The organism is Enterococcus sp. C102(2024) (assembly GCF_040888205.1).
GTDB lineage: Bacteria > Bacillota > Bacilli > Lactobacillales > Enterococcaceae > Enterococcus > Enterococcus faecalis.
Genome location: NZ_JBFOHH010000002.1, coordinates 445,042 through 459,859 on the forward strand (window position 1 = coordinate 445,042; position 14,818 = coordinate 459,859).

The 14,818-nt window shown below is 37.1% G+C and carries 15 protein-coding genes; 5 read left to right on the forward strand and 10 right to left on the reverse strand.

Features of this window, described 5'->3' with window-relative positions; translation table 11 throughout:
- Positions 1-436: 436 nt before the first annotated feature.
- The 4 genes from AB3I34_RS06720 to nrdF all read left to right on the forward strand — a co-directional run bounded on the left by AB3I34_RS06720 (position 437) and on the right by nrdF (position 4,346).
- Positions 437-661 carry a redoxin NrdH gene (locus AB3I34_RS06720; protein WP_002355360.1) on the forward strand — a complete coding sequence of 75 codons (225 nt, stop codon included), beginning with the start codon at positions 437-439 and terminating at the stop codon, positions 659-661.
- Between the two features lies 1 nt (position 662).
- A complete protein-coding gene (nrdI, locus tag AB3I34_RS06725; protein WP_002355359.1) occupies positions 663-1,040 on the forward strand; it encodes a class Ib ribonucleoside-diphosphate reductase assembly flavoprotein NrdI in 378 nt (125 codons plus the stop codon).
- Positions 1,021-3,180, forward strand: coding sequence for a class 1b ribonucleoside-diphosphate reductase subunit alpha (nrdE, locus tag AB3I34_RS06730; RefSeq protein ID WP_002355358.1), 2,160 nt, complete (start codon positions 1,021-1,023; stop codon positions 3,178-3,180). The genes nrdI and nrdE overlap by 20 nt, the downstream gene beginning before the upstream one ends.
- A 200-nt stretch (positions 3,181-3,380) precedes the next feature.
- Entirely contained in the window at positions 3,381-4,346 is a 966-nt protein-coding gene (gene nrdF, locus AB3I34_RS06735; protein ID WP_002355357.1) for a class 1b ribonucleoside-diphosphate reductase subunit beta, read from the forward strand.
- 39 nt (positions 4,347-4,385) lie between these two features.
- Here the strand turns inward: nrdF and AB3I34_RS06740 are convergent, their stop codons facing one another.
- From AB3I34_RS06740 to AB3I34_RS06770, 7 genes are all read right to left on the reverse strand, one after another.
- On the reverse strand, positions 4,386-5,672 hold the full coding sequence (locus AB3I34_RS06740; protein ID WP_010711986.1) for a YgcG family protein: 1,287 nt from the start codon (positions 5,670-5,672) through the stop codon (positions 4,386-4,388).
- Positions 5,673-5,717: 45 nt separating this feature from the next.
- Positions 5,718-6,287: a LemA family protein gene (locus tag AB3I34_RS06745; protein ID WP_002385314.1), complete on the reverse strand. Its 570-nt coding sequence runs from the start codon at positions 6,285-6,287 to the stop codon at positions 5,718-5,720.
- A 299-nt stretch (positions 6,288-6,586) separates the two neighbouring features.
- Positions 6,587-7,288 carry an MgtC/SapB family protein gene (locus AB3I34_RS06750; RefSeq protein WP_010711985.1) on the reverse strand — a complete coding sequence of 234 codons (702 nt, stop codon included), beginning with the start codon at positions 7,286-7,288 and terminating at the stop codon, positions 6,587-6,589.
- Between the two features lie 95 nt (positions 7,289-7,383).
- Entirely contained in the window at positions 7,384-8,085 is a 702-nt protein-coding gene (gene nagB / locus AB3I34_RS06755) for a glucosamine-6-phosphate deaminase (protein ID WP_002355352.1), read from the reverse strand.
- A gap of 130 nt (positions 8,086-8,215) precedes the next feature.
- Positions 8,216-9,424 carry an LCP family protein gene (locus AB3I34_RS06760; RefSeq protein WP_085444055.1) on the reverse strand — a complete coding sequence of 403 codons (1,209 nt, stop codon included), beginning with the start codon at positions 9,422-9,424 and terminating at the stop codon, positions 8,216-8,218.
- Between the two features lie 149 nt (positions 9,425-9,573).
- A complete protein-coding gene (gene dapF, locus AB3I34_RS06765) occupies positions 9,574-10,554 on the reverse strand; it encodes a diaminopimelate epimerase (protein ID WP_002370226.1) in 981 nt (326 codons plus the stop codon).
- A gap of 147 nt (positions 10,555-10,701) precedes the next feature.
- Entirely contained in the window at positions 10,702-11,310 is a 609-nt protein-coding gene (locus AB3I34_RS06770) for a superoxide dismutase (RefSeq protein WP_002361201.1), read from the reverse strand.
- A gap of 193 nt (positions 11,311-11,503) precedes the next feature.
- On the opposite strand from AB3I34_RS06770, the gene AB3I34_RS06775 reads away from it, so the two are divergent.
- On the forward strand, positions 11,504-12,313 hold the full coding sequence (locus AB3I34_RS06775; protein ID WP_002355344.1) for a DUF1189 domain-containing protein: 810 nt from the start codon (positions 11,504-11,506) through the stop codon (positions 12,311-12,313).
- Positions 12,314-12,492: 179 nt separating this feature from the next.
- Here the strand turns inward: AB3I34_RS06775 and AB3I34_RS06780 are convergent, their stop codons facing one another.
- From AB3I34_RS06780 to murQ, 3 genes are read right to left on the reverse strand one after another with little or no spacing between them, the layout of a single operon-like run.
- Positions 12,493-12,912 (reverse strand): PTS sugar transporter subunit IIA, encoded by a 420-nt coding sequence (locus tag AB3I34_RS06780; protein WP_002363016.1) that lies wholly within the window; start codon positions 12,910-12,912, stop codon positions 12,493-12,495.
- A 9-nt stretch (positions 12,913-12,921) separates the two neighbouring features.
- On the reverse strand, positions 12,922-13,911 hold the full coding sequence (locus AB3I34_RS06785; RefSeq protein WP_010711984.1) for a serine hydrolase: 990 nt from the start codon (positions 13,909-13,911) through the stop codon (positions 12,922-12,924).
- A gap of 12 nt (positions 13,912-13,923) precedes the next feature.
- Positions 13,924-14,814 carry an N-acetylmuramic acid 6-phosphate etherase gene (murQ, locus tag AB3I34_RS06790; RefSeq protein WP_002355340.1) on the reverse strand — a complete coding sequence of 297 codons (891 nt, stop codon included), beginning with the start codon at positions 14,812-14,814 and terminating at the stop codon, positions 13,924-13,926.
- Between the last annotated feature and the right edge of the window lie 4 nt (positions 14,815-14,818).

The following is a 14,818-nucleotide window of genomic DNA, read 5'->3' on the forward strand; positions in this document are numbered from 1 at the left end:
GGAAAGTCAATGAATTTCTGGATGTATCTCCTGTTTTCTTCTATTTTCCTTCTATATAGAGACACTTTTTTCAGGTTACTATTTTTGAAAAAAGTCAGCTCTTGTTTTTTATGTTACTAGCTACTATAAAATTCCACTCATTCAATAACAAATCCGCTTATTTTTTCTTCTTGTGCCTAACTCAAATGTCAACACAATATTTAGTGTTTTTTCACTAAATGTTCTCTTTCAAAATTTTAATTTTTTTGTTTGTCAAACACTGACCAATGTGTTTTTTCTCCCAAAAACGAGGATTCACGTGTTTTCATTTTTCTTTCAAAAACACAAAAACTAGTATTATGAGAAAAACACACCACAATATATAGTGTTAAAGTGTTGACTTTTTTCTACATAGATTTATACTAGTCTATGTAGAAAAAAAGAGGAGGAACTTTCAATGAACGTAAAAATCTTTTCAAAAAATAACTGTATCCAATGTAAAATGGCGAAACGTTTCCTAAGTGAAAATAACATCGCTTTTGAAGAAATCAATATCGACGCACAACCAGATGCTATCGACTGGTTAAAAGAACAAGGGTTCCAAAGCGTACCGGTAATCACATCTGAAGCAACAACCGTTGTTGGCTTCCGTCCAGACCAATTAAAACAATTGGCTAGCTAAGATGAAACTTGTTTATTTTTCAGTCACCGGTCAAACAAGGCGCTTTATTAAAAAATTGGATTTGCCTGCTTATGAACTTGAGCCAGCGAATCCTTTTTTTGAAATAAATGAGCCTTTTATTCTTGTCATTCCTACCTATGATGCAGAAATTACAGAGGTAGTGAATGACTTTCTTGATTATAAAAGTAATCAAGAACTGTTAGTTGGTGTAGCTGGTGGGGGCAACCGTAATTTTGCTGAATTATTTGTCTATACCGCCAAAGATATTGCCCGCGATTACCACGTTCCGCTTCTATACTCCTTTGAGTTTAGCGGAACAGACGAAGACGTGGAGACCTTTAAGAAAGTAGTGGAAGAAATTGAGTCTAAAAGAAATTAAAGATGTCAGCTATTTCAAACTGAATAACGAGATTAACCGTCCTGTTGATGGTCAAATCCCTTTAAATAAAGATAAAGAAGCACTCGCAGCCTTCTTTAAAGAAAATGTAGAACCGAATACACGTAAATTCAGCTCTGCTGAAGAAAAAATCAACTTTTTAATGAAAGAAGATTTTATTGAAACTGAATTCATCGAAAAATATTCAATGGACTTTATTGAAAAATTATATGCTTTCTTAGATGAACAACATTTCCAATTCAAGTCTTTCATGGCGGCTTATAAATTTTATTCTCAATACGCTTTAAAGAACAACGCCGGAACAGAGTATTTAGAAACATATGAAGATCGGGTTGCCTTTAATGCCTTGTATTTTGCGGATGGCGATGAAGAGTTGGCTTTAACATTGGCGGATGAAATGATCCATCAACGGTATCAACCAGCCACACCTTCTTTCTTAAACGCTGGGCGTAAACGTCGAGGTGAATTGGTTTCTTGTTTCTTAGTTCAAGTAACAGATGATATGAACAGCATTGGGCGTTCAATTAATTCTGCCCTTCAATTATCACGAATCGGCGGCGGCGTAGGGATTACTCTTTCAAACTTACGTGAAGCGGGCGCACCAATCAAAGGTTATGATGGCGCAGCAAGTGGTGTTGTCCCTGTTATGAAATTATTTGAAGATAGCTTTAGCTACTCTAACCAATTAGGTCAACGTCAAGGTGCTGGTGTGGTTTATCTAAACGTCTTCCATCCAGATATTGAAATGTTCTTATCTGCTAAAAAAGAAAACGCTGATGAAAAAATCCGTGTAAAAACGTTGTCTCTTGGTGTTATTGTTCCAGATAAATTTTACGAATTAACACGTAACAACGAAGATATGTATTTATTTAGTCCTTATAGTGTGGAACGCGAATATGGTGTGCCTTATTCCTATGTAGATATCACCAAAGAATATGATAACCTAGTGGCCAATCCAAACATACGTAAACGTAAAATTAAAGCCCGTGACTTAGAAAATGAAATTTCTAAATTACAACAAGAATCTGGCTATCCTTATATCATCAATATTGATACAGCTAACAAAAACAATCCGATTGATGGCAAGATTATCATGAGTAACTTATGTTCTGAAATTCTTCAAGTTCAAACGCCTTCTGTTATTAATGGGAAACAAGAATATGAAGTTTTAGGAACAGATATTAGTTGTAACTTAGGTTCAACTAACATTGTTAATTTAATGGAAAGTCCTGACTTTGGAAAATCTGTTCGCGCTATGACGCGTGCGTTAACTTTTGTAACAGATGCTTCTGAAATTGATGTCGTGCCAACTATCCAAAATGGAAATCGTTTAAGCCATACAATCGGGCTAGGCGCAATGGGCTTACACACCTTCTTCGCTAAAAATCATATGGAATACGGCTCTGAAGAATCATTAGACTTTACAGACATTTATTTCATGTTATTAAATTACTGGACTTTAATGGAAAGTAACCAAATTGCGAAAGAACGTAACCAAGTCTTCCACAATTTTGAAAAATCAGATTATGCTTCTGGTGCTTACTTCGATAAATATATTGAAGGCAACTTTACACCAAAATTTGATAAAGTGAAAGAAATTTTCAAAGACATTCAGATTCCAACGGCTGAAGATTGGGCTGCGTTACGCGATGCTGTGAAAAAAGATGGTCTTTATCATCAAAATCGTTTAGCCGTAGCGCCAAATGGTTCAATTTCATATATTAATGATACTAGTGCCAGCATTCATCCAATTACTCGCATGATTGAAGAACGTCAAGAGAAGAAAATTGGTAAGATTTACTATCCAGCGCCTTATTTAGCTAATGATACAATCCCTTACTATACTTCTGCTTACGACATGGATATGCGCAAAGTGATTGATGTCTACGCAACAGCGCAACAACACGTTGATCAAGGAATGAGTTTAACCTTGTTTATGCGTTCAGAAATCCCTGAAGGCTTGTATGAATGGAAAGAAACACCAAAACAAACAACCCGTGACTTAAACATTTTACGTCATTATGCGTTCAACAAAGGGATTAAATCAATTTACTATATTCGTACATTTACAGATGATGCTGAAGAAATTGGCAGCAATCAATGTGAGTCTTGCGTGATTTAATGAAAAGTACTTAAATAAGGCGTTCTGCTTGAGCGTCTTATTTTTTAGGAATGTTCTCTTTTTAAACAGGACATTTTCAGATATACTGGACAAAGAAGAACGGCTGCACGCTCCTATTTGGACTCTGTAGAACGTTTTAAGCGAAGAATCGAGACAACTAGTCAAACAGACTGCTGTCCCAGCATACAGGAGGAATAACCATGGCAACGTATTATGAAGCAATTAACTGGAACGCCATTGAAGACGTCATTGATAAATCCACTTGGGAAAAATTAACCGAACAATTTTGGTTAGATACACGGATTCCGTTATCCAATGACTTAGATGATTGGCGGACTCTTTCCGATTTAGAAAAAACTACTGTCGGCTACGTTTTCGGCGGTTTAACTTTATTAGATACTGTTCAATCAGAAAGCGGCATGGATCAACTGAGAAATGATGTGCGGACGCCCCATGAAGAAGCCGTCTTAAATAACATCCAATTCATGGAATCTGTCCATGCCAAAAGTTATTCTTCTATCTTCAGTACATTAAATACAAAAAAAGAGATTGATGATATTTTTGAGTGGACAAATACCAACAAACATCTGCAATATAAAGCAGAACGGATTAACGAAATTTATAAAAACGGTACTCCGTTAGAGAAAAAAATTGCTAGTGTATTTTTAGAAACGTTTTTATTCTATTCTGGGTTTTACACTCCTCTTTACTATTTAGGAAACAATAAACTAGCGAACGTCGCTGAAATTATTAAATTGATTATCCGTGATGAATCAGTGCACGGCACGTATATTGGCTATAAATTCCAATTAGGATTTAATGAATTACCAGAAGATGAGCAAGATAAACTAAAAGACTGGATGTATAATTTACTTTACGAATTGTACGAAAATGAAGAACGTTATACAGAAGAATTATATGATGACTTAGGTTGGACCGAAGAAGTAAAAACCTTTTTACGTTACAACGCCAACAAAGCTTTAATGAACTTAGGTATGGATCCCTTATTTGCGGATACAGCCAATGATGTGAACCCGATTGTAATGAATGGTATTTCGACAGGAACTAGCAACCATGACTTCTTCTCTCAAGTAGGAAATGGCTATTTACTAGGAACAGTTGAAGCCATGAAAGATGATGACTATCTTTACGGTTTAGATAAATAGCAAAAAGCTAGAAACGATTAACGTTTCTAGCTTTTTATTTTACCAACTTCCAGAGGCACCGCCACCGCCGAATGAGCCGCCACCGAATGAACCACCACTGCTGCTACCAGAACTACTATGATTAGACGGATTGTATTGTGAGTTTAAATAAGCATACGTCAAAACACTACCATCATAACTATATAAAGTATCTCCTACTAATAAACGCCCAAAAGATTGTTTTTTTGCATTTGGATATATACTTAGTAAAGAACCACGCTTAGTGGCACGTCTTATTTTCCCTTTTGTGGCAAATAACGTTGCTCCATTAAGATATAAACAATAAAAAGAAGTCTTTTTCATCTTATTTAATACTTTCTTTGTCTGTTCTGAGTTATTTGGGACAGCCTTTGTTGGTAAACAATTCAAATAATCTTGATACATTTTTTTAACAAGTTTTCTTGTTCTTAAAATTTGTAAAATATAAACAGCACAAATGAGCATCCCAGCAATACTTGCCATTAAAAGAACATTTCTTTTCGTTGTGTTAGTGTTTAACTCTGCTTGTATATTTGTTAATTCATTATCCACTTGTGCGGTTTTTGAATTGATTGCAGCCGATACTTGATCAATAATTTTATTGAGACCTGTATTATAATCCTCGTCTCTAAAAGCCTCTTTTACTTCTTCATTATTAATAATATTATCCGCATAGCTATCCGTTAAAATACTCTCTAAGCCATATCCAACTTCCAAGCGAGACTCGCGATCCTCAATTGCCATTAGAAAAACCACACCATTATTTTTTTCACGATCCCCTACACCTAATTGATTAGCAATCTTATTGCTGTAAGATTCAACAGATTCCCCACTAGGTAACGCAGGAACGGTAATAAGCATAAATTGTGCGCCATTCGCATTTTCCAACAATTGTTGATTCAATTGAAACATTTTCTGTTTAAGTTGATTTGAGACAATACCTGCATTATCTGAAACATAGATATTAGCATCATTAATGTTCAACTGCCCATTCGTTCCAGTAATTGTCACTAATTCATTTTCACCAGTTATTTCTTGTTTAGAAAAGTTATTTATTGTTGTCTGGGTTGACGCTTCAGTCATTTTCCCTGCTAAGATATCGTCTCTCTTTTTTTGTAAGGCATGTTGCTTCTCTCTCAGTGCAGTTTGTTTTGCTTCATAAGAGATTCCCTTTCCTTCATACCAAGCAGCCATTCCTAATATTAAAATCATACTTAAACTAATTACCACAACAATCGTTGTATTCCGCTGATGCTTTTTATAAAACAAACGAACTTTTTCTTGAATTTTTTCGACTTTTTTATCCAACCTTCCTCACTTCTTTCTTTTTAACCCAAATTTTCTACAAATTTTTTATTTAAATTTTACTTGCGGCACTTCTTTTCCCTGCTCTGTCGCAACATAGTTAGTTTTCTTCTCAAATCCTAAAAGTTTTGCAATTATTTTATCAGGGAATTTTGAAATCTGTTGGTTATATGTTTCAACAGCTTGTATATAGTTACGGCGTTCAACAGAAATTCGATTTTCAGATCCTTCTAATTGAGTCATTAAGGTTTTGACATTTTCAGAAGAAGCTAACTTTGGGTAATCTTCATTCAATACTGTAACAAAATTACCTAATCCTTTTTCAATTTGCTCATTTGCTTGCCCTTTTTCAGAAGAAGATTTTGCTCCTGCGTATGCTTTACGTGCTTCCGTTATTTCTTTTAAAACTTCTTTTTCTTGAGTCATACTGCCTTGAACACTACTGACAAGATTCGGAATTAAATCAGCCCGTCTTTGCATTACATTCTCTACTTGTGACCATTCTGCTTCGACTTTATTATCTAAAGTAATCAATTGATTATAAGCTTTCATCACAAATGCACCAATAATCACAACGACAACAACAATAATACTAAGAAATTTATTTTTTTTATTCATCTTACTTATCACCTTTCTTTCTAACTCGTAATACAATTATAACTCTTTTGTAATCTTTTTGAAATATTAAACTTAAAAAATCAGTCCTAGGCCCTAGAAGAAAAGAGCGTGGGACAAAAATCACTTTGGATTTTTGTTCCACGCTCAAAACTGATAAACGGCGGGAACAGAACCAACTCCTTCGGAAATAAGCCGAAATTCTCCAAAAATTAAAGAGCAATTTTCGGAAATTCCTTCTTATTTCTCGGAGCTAAACGGTTTTGTCCCGACCTCTTGTCATTAATTATAAATAGATGTTTCTACACATTAATCAATCGTAATTTTGTTACATTATTTGAAACAGATAGATCTTCGATAACATCGGCATACGTTAGGCCTTTAGGCAAATCAATAGTATAGATATTCGTATAGATTTTTGTATCATCTACCCAAGAAACATTGAAATTCACATCATAAATTTCAATATGTTTTTCTTCAAAATACTGATTAATAAATTCTTTGGTTTCTTGTTTATGTTGATAGCGAATTTCTAATTTTTTGATTGTTGGTACGTGAATAATTCGTTTGACAATGGTTAAGGCAAATAATACACCGATAAAACTTGTTAAGGCAATCGTATAGTAGCCCATGCCCACCGCGATCCCTAAACCAGCAACGGTCCATAGTGACGCTGCTGTCGTCAATCCTGTGACACTTTGTTTCGTTACAATGATGGTTCCAGCACCTAAAAAGCCGATTCCACTTACAACTTGTGCGATCAATCTTGCTTGATCTGAACGAATGACCCCCGTCAAAGCCGGATTAGCTAACGCATCTTTCAATGCATTGATTGCAATTTGCGACTGAATTAACGCAATAATAGCCGCGCCCATACAAACTAAAATGTGAGTGCGCATCCCTGCTGGGCGATTCTTATATTGTCTTTCAAAACCAATTGTGCCACCCATCACCATCGCTAGAACTAACCGTAAAATAATTTCTGGAATTGTTAGCTGTAACATCCTTTTCACCTCTTCTTCTATTACTTCCAGTATAACAAAAAAAGGACTTGAAACATAAGGAAATCCTTATGTTTCAAGTCCTTTTTCATCAACGATTATAATTTACTTGCAGCTGCATCATCAATGATTACAACAACATCTTGATGGTTTTGTAATGCACTTGCTGGCATGTCTGTTGTTACTGGTCCGTCAATCATCCCTTTAATGGCCTCTGCTTTTGCTTCGCCATAAGCCATTAAAATCATTTTTTTACCTTTCATGATTGAGCCAATCCCCATAGAAACAGCACGTGTTGGGACATCTTCTACTTTGTCAAAATAACGTTTGTTTGCGTTGATTGTTGATTCAGTCAACTCAACGACATGTGTTAAGCTATCTAGAGGTGTGCCTGGTTCGTTGAAACCAATGTGTCCATTTTGACCAATACCTAAGATTTGGATATCTACTGGATGTGCATCGATAATTTTTTCATATTCTGCGGAAGCAGCATCTAAATCTTCTGCTTTACCATTTGGTACAAATGTTTCTTTAAATGGTTTTTTGTCGAATAAGTGTTTGTTCATGAAATAACGGTAACTTTGCTCATCTTCGCCACCTAAACCAACATATTCATCTAAGTTTACAGAAGTCATTTCTGTAAAGTCGACATCACTTGCTGTCATTTCTTTATATAATGTTTCTGGTGTACTACCTGTTGCTAAGCCTAAAACTTTCGCACCATTGTTCATACCTTCTTTAATTAATTCAAACGCTTTTTTGCCGCCTTCTTCTGCATTTGCTACACGGATAATTTGCATTTTGACACGCTCCTTACGGTTTATTTTGGTATAGTCCAATTATAACACCTTCTGAAAAAAATTTCTAGAATAAAAGAAAAAAACTTCTATTTCCCATCAGAAATAGAAGTTTTCGAGCTTGTTTAACAGATTAATATTGTGGTGCGTTGGGATCCACATACGTATTTGGATCAGCATAAGCGTTTGGATCTGTGTACGCATTTGGGTCAACGTACGTATTCGGATCGTAGGCTCCTTCTGCTGCTTGTTGCGTATTGCCGTTATATTCTGTTTGTCCGGCTGTGGTGTCCGCTGTGCTACTCGAACTAGTAGAGCTATTGGCACTTGAATCACCAGATTCACCAATCAGTGCAGTATCTGTAACAGCATAGCTAAACTGATTATAAAAGGCTAAATCTTTTTCACGTTCAGAAGCATGTTCTTTTAAACCAAGTTGTTTTCTAAGCGTTGTTTGTGTTTTGTATAAGCTATTTGGATCTAGGACTTGATAATAAATATCATCAATGGTTGCACTGTATCCTTGTAATTGTTCTGAGTCAATTGTTTTAAAGGCAGATAAATATTTTGATTGGATGTCCATCATGTCATCCCAAGTTAAGTCTGTTTTTACGTTGGCTTCAACAGCATCAAGAATTTTTCGATATTTTGAAACACCGTCAAAACTCATGACTTTGCGCACAATTTTCTCAACAACTTCTCGTTGGCGGCGTTGACGACCCACATCTCCTTCAGGATCTTCGTGACGCATCCGCGCATAAGCCAAACCTGTCGTGCCATCTAACTTGATTTTACCTGCTGGAACAGTAATACCGTCCAACGTAAATTCACCAATCGTATTATCTACTTCAATACCGCCTACCGCATCAATCAGGTCTTTTAATCCTTTCATATTGATGGATACATAGTGATGGATGGGAATATCCAGTAATTCTTGGACTGTATTAATCGCCATTTCGGCGCCACCAAATGCATAGGCATGGTTCAATTTGTCTTGTGTGTCATTTCCAACAATATCTGTTAGAATATCTCTATCCAAACTGATCATTGTGGACTTGTTTTCTTTCGGGTTGATGGTTACAACCATTGTAGTATCTGAACGACCTTGTTCTGTTCGGCCTAAATCGCCTGTGTCAATCCCCATTAAAAGAACAGAGAATGGTTCTTGCGCATCAATATTGGCCGTGGTTCCTTTATTGGACTTACGGTTAACTGATTGATAGATCCCATTAATTGTTGAATTGGCATCTGAATACATCTTAATCCCGTAAGCACATACCCCAGCTACTACCACTAGCAAGACGCTCAAGAAGCCCAGTACTACTTTTTTCCATAGTTTCATAAGACACTTCCTCGTTTATCTAAGAATAATTCTTAATTCATGCCCTTTATTTTCTCATAGTTTGCTTATTCAAGCAATATTTTTTATTTTTTGGAACGAGAACTTAACACAATTGTAAAATAAAAGAGCGCTTTATCAAGGAACAATTGTTATTTTTGAGAAAGTGTTTGCAAAAATTCTTGATAATGTTTCTGTTCATTCGTTTCAGTGATAGTTATTTTCTCAAATGCACCATTTAGTAAATCAGTCAGTGATCCTTCAATCAAATGCGTAATCGTGGCATTCCCAATTAATTCCATCCAATAACTGCCATCTGACGTTTCGTGGACGACTGTTTTCACCATACCTCCAGCATTTTTGACGGTTATTTCTTCATAAAAAACACCATCTTTCAATAACGTATAAAGTAAACTACTTGCGCACATGGCTGTCCCACAAGCACTTGTAAAACCTACACCACGTTCATACGTTCGAACAAATAGTTGATTTTTGCCAAGAATTTCAACAAAACTCACATTTATCCCTTCTGGAAAATATGGATTTTCATTATTTACATAGGTAGCGATTCGTTCAAATTCTGGACCATTTAAGGTTTCATGATCCACAAATGCTACAAGGTGCGGATTAGGCACTGCTACCGCTGTAAAGCGAATGGTTTTAGATAAAGCTGGTACGATTTCATCAATTAATGTTTGGACCCCTAAATGCATTGGGATAGTGACTGCTTCAAAACTTACTGGTGAAATTTCCACTTGGTAAGTCGCTACTTCTTCAGCTAAATTGGGGGCTTGACGTACTTTCAAATCTGCAAACATTGTTTCAACTGTAAATGATTTTTCTTGGTTTTTTTCAGCTAAATAACGGGCAACCGTACGCAAGCCGTTCCCGCACATGCTTGCTTCACTACCATCGCTGTTAATCACTCGCATTCTAGCATTGGACGTGCCGTGAGTCCCTTCTCCTACCAAAAGTAACCCATCTGCTCCCGCCAATAATCCTGTTTCCCGCGAACATAACTGGATGCGCAATTGCTCAATTTCCTCAGCGGTTAAAGAACGCTCAAACTGTGTTTCATCCAATAAAAAGAAATCATTTTCTGACCCGTGTACTTTTTGCATCATAACATTCATTTTTTTAGCTCCTTCTTTATGTATCCGTTATCTTTCCCTACTTACTTTAGTATGCCATAAACGAACAACTATTTCGACCCTGGATTTGTAAAAGGAAAGAGTCAAATGACAGCCGTCATTTGACTCTTTCCTTCACAATTGGCAAACTTATTTTGCTGCAGCAAAAAGTTCGTTTACTTTATCCCAGTTAACAACGTTCCAGAATGCTTCAATGTAATCTGGACGAACGTTTTTATATTTTAAGTAATACGCATGTTCCCAAACGTCAAGACCTAAAACAGGTGTTTGACCATCCATTAATGGTGAATCTTGGTTTGGTGTTGAAGTGATTTCTAATTTACCGTTATTCACAACTAACCAAGCCCAACCTGAACCAAAGCGGCCAGTTGCAGCTGTTTTGAAAGCAGCTTTCATTTCATCAAAGCTACCAAATGTTTCATCGATTGCTTCTTTAATAGCGCCAGTTGGTTGTCCACCAGCATTTGGTGCCATAATTTCCCAGAAGAATGTATGATTTGCGTGACCGCCACCATTGTTACGAACGGCTGTGCGGATATCTTCAGGAATAGCATTCATATCTGAAATTAAGTCTTCTACAGATTTTTCGCCTAATTCTGGATGTTTTTCAATCGCTGCGTTTAAGTTAGTCACATAAGTGTTGTGGTGTTTATCATGGTGTAAGTGCATTGTTTCCACGTCAATGTAAGGTTCTAATGCATCATAAGCATATGGTAATTCTGGTAATGTGTAAGTCATTTTTTAAATCCCCCTATTTTTTAGTATGTAACATACGTCTTTCATACAACTATTATGATAACAGAGTGAACCGCTTTCTACAAAATAGTTTGCTTGCCAAAAGAAAAGTTTTACAAAAGAGGGAGATTACCTTGTGTTTCCCTCATAAATTCGCTAGAATGACCTGTAGAAGAATGATGTGAGGAGTAAATAAATGAATACATTGCAATTATTTAAGCAGGCCTTTTTTTCAGTTTCAGAATTACGGCATGCGAAAAAAATGGCGTTTTGGAAAGTAATTCTCTATGCTGTTTTTTTAAGTGCTATTTTAGCACTACCTATTACCAAACAAGTCTTTTCTGTACTACAAGAGGTGCAACAAGATGGCCAAAAAATTGCAGAAAAGTTGCCTGACTTTTCTATTGAAAATGGCACGTTGCAAACAAAGGCCAAAGAATCTGGTTTTATTTATCAAACGGACTCGATTATTTTTACGTTTGATCCAGATGGAAAGCGTACAGCCGCTGATGTCCAAAAGGATTTAATTGGTAATGCGTTTGGTTTGGCTTTTTTACAAGATGAATTTGTAGTCGCCTTACCAAATTCAGGCGCAACTGAATCAATTCTAGGCACCGACCAATTTATCTTCCCCTATAGTAAAGGAACCTTAGATGGCGTTAACGCTCAGAGTATCAAGACTGCGCTAAGCGAAGCAGCGATCCCCTGGTGGACAAAACTCATTGTCTTTTTAGTGGCTATCTACCCTGTTCTAATCGGTTTAGTTTTAGACTTACTGATTGCCGCTATCGGTGCGTCTCTCTATTCAAAATTACGTTTTTATTCTTTACGTTTGATTGATTGTTTAAAAATTATTACGTATTGTGCTACCGTGCCAGTTATCTTAAGTGCTATTTTAAACTTCGTAAATCCGATGTTTAACGATGGCATCCTAGTTATTTTACTAAGTCTGTTCTTTTTCTTTGTCACAACCAAAAACGAACCACGGAATATCCCTGGTTCTTAAAAAAAGAGCCTGGGACAAAAATCACTTTGGATTTTTGTTCCAGGCTCAAAACCTGATAAACGGCGGGAACAGAACCAACTCCTTCGGAAATAAGCCGAAATTCTCCAAAAATTAAAAAGCAATTTTCGGAAATTCCTTCTTATTTCTCGGAGCTAAACGGTTCCGTCCCGACCTCTTTCCTATTCTTCAAATTCTTCTTCATCTGTTAATTCAGGTAAATCAATCGTGGTCACCGCAGATTGTCCAATTTGCGTTAAATATGCAGCTAATTCATCCACATTTTCCACAGGTGAGACGGCTGCTTCAATTGCCATTGCTAAATTAAGTCCAGCGACTACTCGCAATTGCGGATAAGTGCCCATGGCCATCATAGCCACATTACAAGGTGTTCCTCCTTTTAAATCAGCTAATACAAGCGTCGGGACATTGCCAGCTTCTTTTAAGATTGCTGCCAGTTTTGCTTGCGTGCCGCTCAAGCCATCTTCTGCTGTCATTGACACAATCGCAGCATCTGCTAATTCCCCGACAATCATTTGAGTAGAAGCTAAAGTTTCTTCTGCCATCCGTCCATGGCTCATTAAAATTAATTTTGGTTTCATCATATCCTCCTAAAAATACTGCTGATAAATTTTTGTTCGTGCTTTCAGAAAGCCACGTTCTTCACGAGTGGGATGAATCCGATTCGTTAACAAAATTAGGGCTTCTTTGGTCTCTTTTTTCATACCAATCGCCGTTCCAGTAAAGCCAGTATGATACAAATAGTCTGCCCCAGCTTGCGTCTTTTTCACTTCCCAACCAAATGTACGTCCCCCTTGGTTCATAGACCAGAGAGCATCGAACATTTTTTCAGAAAATAATGGTTTGCCAGACGGGTAGCGATTATTCATAAAACACTGAACAAAAGTGAGTAAATCTGGTAAAGTTGCAAATAACCCTGCACTGCCGATTGGCGCTTTTAGTTGATAGGCTTTCGAATCGTGGACCACTCCCTGAATAACGCCGCGTTGTTTTGTAATCTCTGTGGGCACTGCCTGGGCAAAATCGCTGACCGTAAAACTTGTATGCTGTAGGTTCATTGGTTGAAATACGTATGTTTGAAAGCTCTCTTCTAATGAGCAGCGATCCAATACTTGAATAATTTCTCCCAATAAGTAATACCCTAAATCAGAATAAATGGTTTTCCCTCGTTCAGATAACGAATGCGTCAAAATAATTTCTTGCAAGCTTTTTTTTGTGACATTTTTCTTATCGGCAACATCAGCTGGCAGTCCGCTCTGATGCAGTAGAAGCTCCCCAATCGAACAAGATAGTCCTTGATAATCAGGCAGGATTTCCCCCACAGTGGTTGAAAAAGCAAGCTGATTTGTATCGATTAATTGTAACATTCGATTTGTTGTCCCAATAACTTTCGTTAAGGACGCTAAATCATACAGGCTAGCTGATGAAATCTTTTGTCTTGCAAATGGACCAGTATTACCTAAAAAGCCCGTATACTGTTCTGATAAGCTATCTTCTGTGATCGTCCCCCAAGCGACACCCGGAACGACTTGCTGATTAATCAGTCTCTGAATTGTTTCTTGAATTGCGATTTGATTCATTGTTCACCACTTCTATGCTAAAACTTCTGAAATCCGTCCGTCATGTTCTGCTAATAGTTGTTTGGCTTTTTGAAAATCAACGTGGGCTTTCGCCATTACAATGGCTGGTGCCACTTCTAGCTGTGCTGCCTCCAAGTATTCTTTGGCTTGCGATTCCTCGATTTCTGCTGCTTCTTTAATGATATTCGTGGCACGTTGAATTAATTTTTCGTTCGTTGGTTGTACGTTGACCATCAAATTTTGATAGATATTCCCTACTTTAACCATAATTCCTGTTGAAAACATATTTAACACCATTTTCTGTGCTGAACCCGCTTTCATTCTAGTTGACCCTGTAATGACTTCCGGTCCTACAATTGGCGCAATCCCAATTTCCGCCAATTGATTCATCGGACTTTGATTATTACAGGTAACTGAGATGGTTAGAGCGCCCACTTTTTTTCCGTATTCAATTGCGGAAACAGCATATGGTGTCCGACCACTAGCAGCAATCGCAATTACGACATCTCGGGCGGTCAATTGATGTTGCGTTAAATCTTCGATAGCTAATTCTTTCGAGTCTTCAGCGCCTTCAATTGCTTGATACATTGCTTTTTCACCACCAGCTAAAATACCAAATGCGCGTTCTGGCGACACACTATATGTGGGCGTTAATTCAATCGCATCCAAAGCCCCTAAACGTCCAGACGTTCCTGCACCACAATAGATTAAACGGCCCCCTTTTTTAAATCGTTCTGCCGCTGCATCAATTGCTGCAGCAATCTGCGGAAGCACCTTTTCAATTGCTTGTGCTACCTTTTGGTCTTCTTGATTTATTAAAGTCACCATCTCTAATGTTGACACTTGGTCAATCTTTTTAGTCGCTTCATTTCTGGCTTCTGTCGTTAATCCTTCTAAGTTCATTTGC

Excerpts from the sequence above, each read along its gene's own strand:
- AB3I34_RS06720 (WP_002355360.1), top strand. The coding sequence starts at position 437 with ATGAACGTAAAAATCTTTTCAAAAAATAACTGTATCCAATGTAAAATG.
- nrdI (WP_002355359.1), top strand. The coding sequence starts at position 663 with ATGAAACTTGTTTATTTTTCAGTCACCGGTCAAACAAGGCGCTTTATT.
- nrdF (WP_002355357.1), top strand. The coding sequence starts at position 3,381 with ATGGCAACGTATTATGAAGCAATTAACTGGAACGCCATTGAAGACGTC.
- AB3I34_RS06745 (WP_002385314.1), bottom strand. The coding sequence starts at position 6,287 with ATGAATAAAAAAAATAAATTTCTTAGTATTATTGTTGTTGTCGTTGTG.
- AB3I34_RS06750 (WP_010711985.1), bottom strand. The coding sequence starts at position 7,288 with ATGTTACAGCTAACAATTCCAGAAATTATTTTACGGTTAGTTCTAGCG.
- nagB (WP_002355352.1), bottom strand. The coding sequence starts at position 8,085 with ATGCAAATTATCCGTGTAGCAAATGCAGAAGAAGGCGGCAAAAAAGCG.
- AB3I34_RS06760 (WP_085444055.1), bottom strand. The coding sequence starts at position 9,424 with ATGAAACTATGGAAAAAAGTAGTACTGGGCTTCTTGAGCGTCTTGCTA.
- dapF (WP_002370226.1), bottom strand. The coding sequence starts at position 10,554 with ATGAATGTTATGATGCAAAAAGTACACGGGTCAGAAAATGATTTCTTT.
- AB3I34_RS06770 (WP_002361201.1), bottom strand. The coding sequence starts at position 11,310 with ATGACTTACACATTACCAGAATTACCATATGCTTATGATGCATTAGAA.
- AB3I34_RS06775 (WP_002355344.1), top strand. The coding sequence starts at position 11,504 with ATGAATACATTGCAATTATTTAAGCAGGCCTTTTTTTCAGTTTCAGAA.
- AB3I34_RS06780 (WP_002363016.1), bottom strand. The coding sequence starts at position 12,912 with ATGAAACCAAAATTAATTTTAATGAGCCATGGACGGATGGCAGAAGAA.
- AB3I34_RS06785 (WP_010711984.1), bottom strand. The coding sequence starts at position 13,911 with ATGAATCAAATCGCAATTCAAGAAACAATTCAGAGACTGATTAATCAG.
- murQ (WP_002355340.1), bottom strand. The coding sequence starts at position 14,814 with ATGAACTTAGAAGGATTAACGACAGAAGCCAGAAATGAAGCGACTAAA.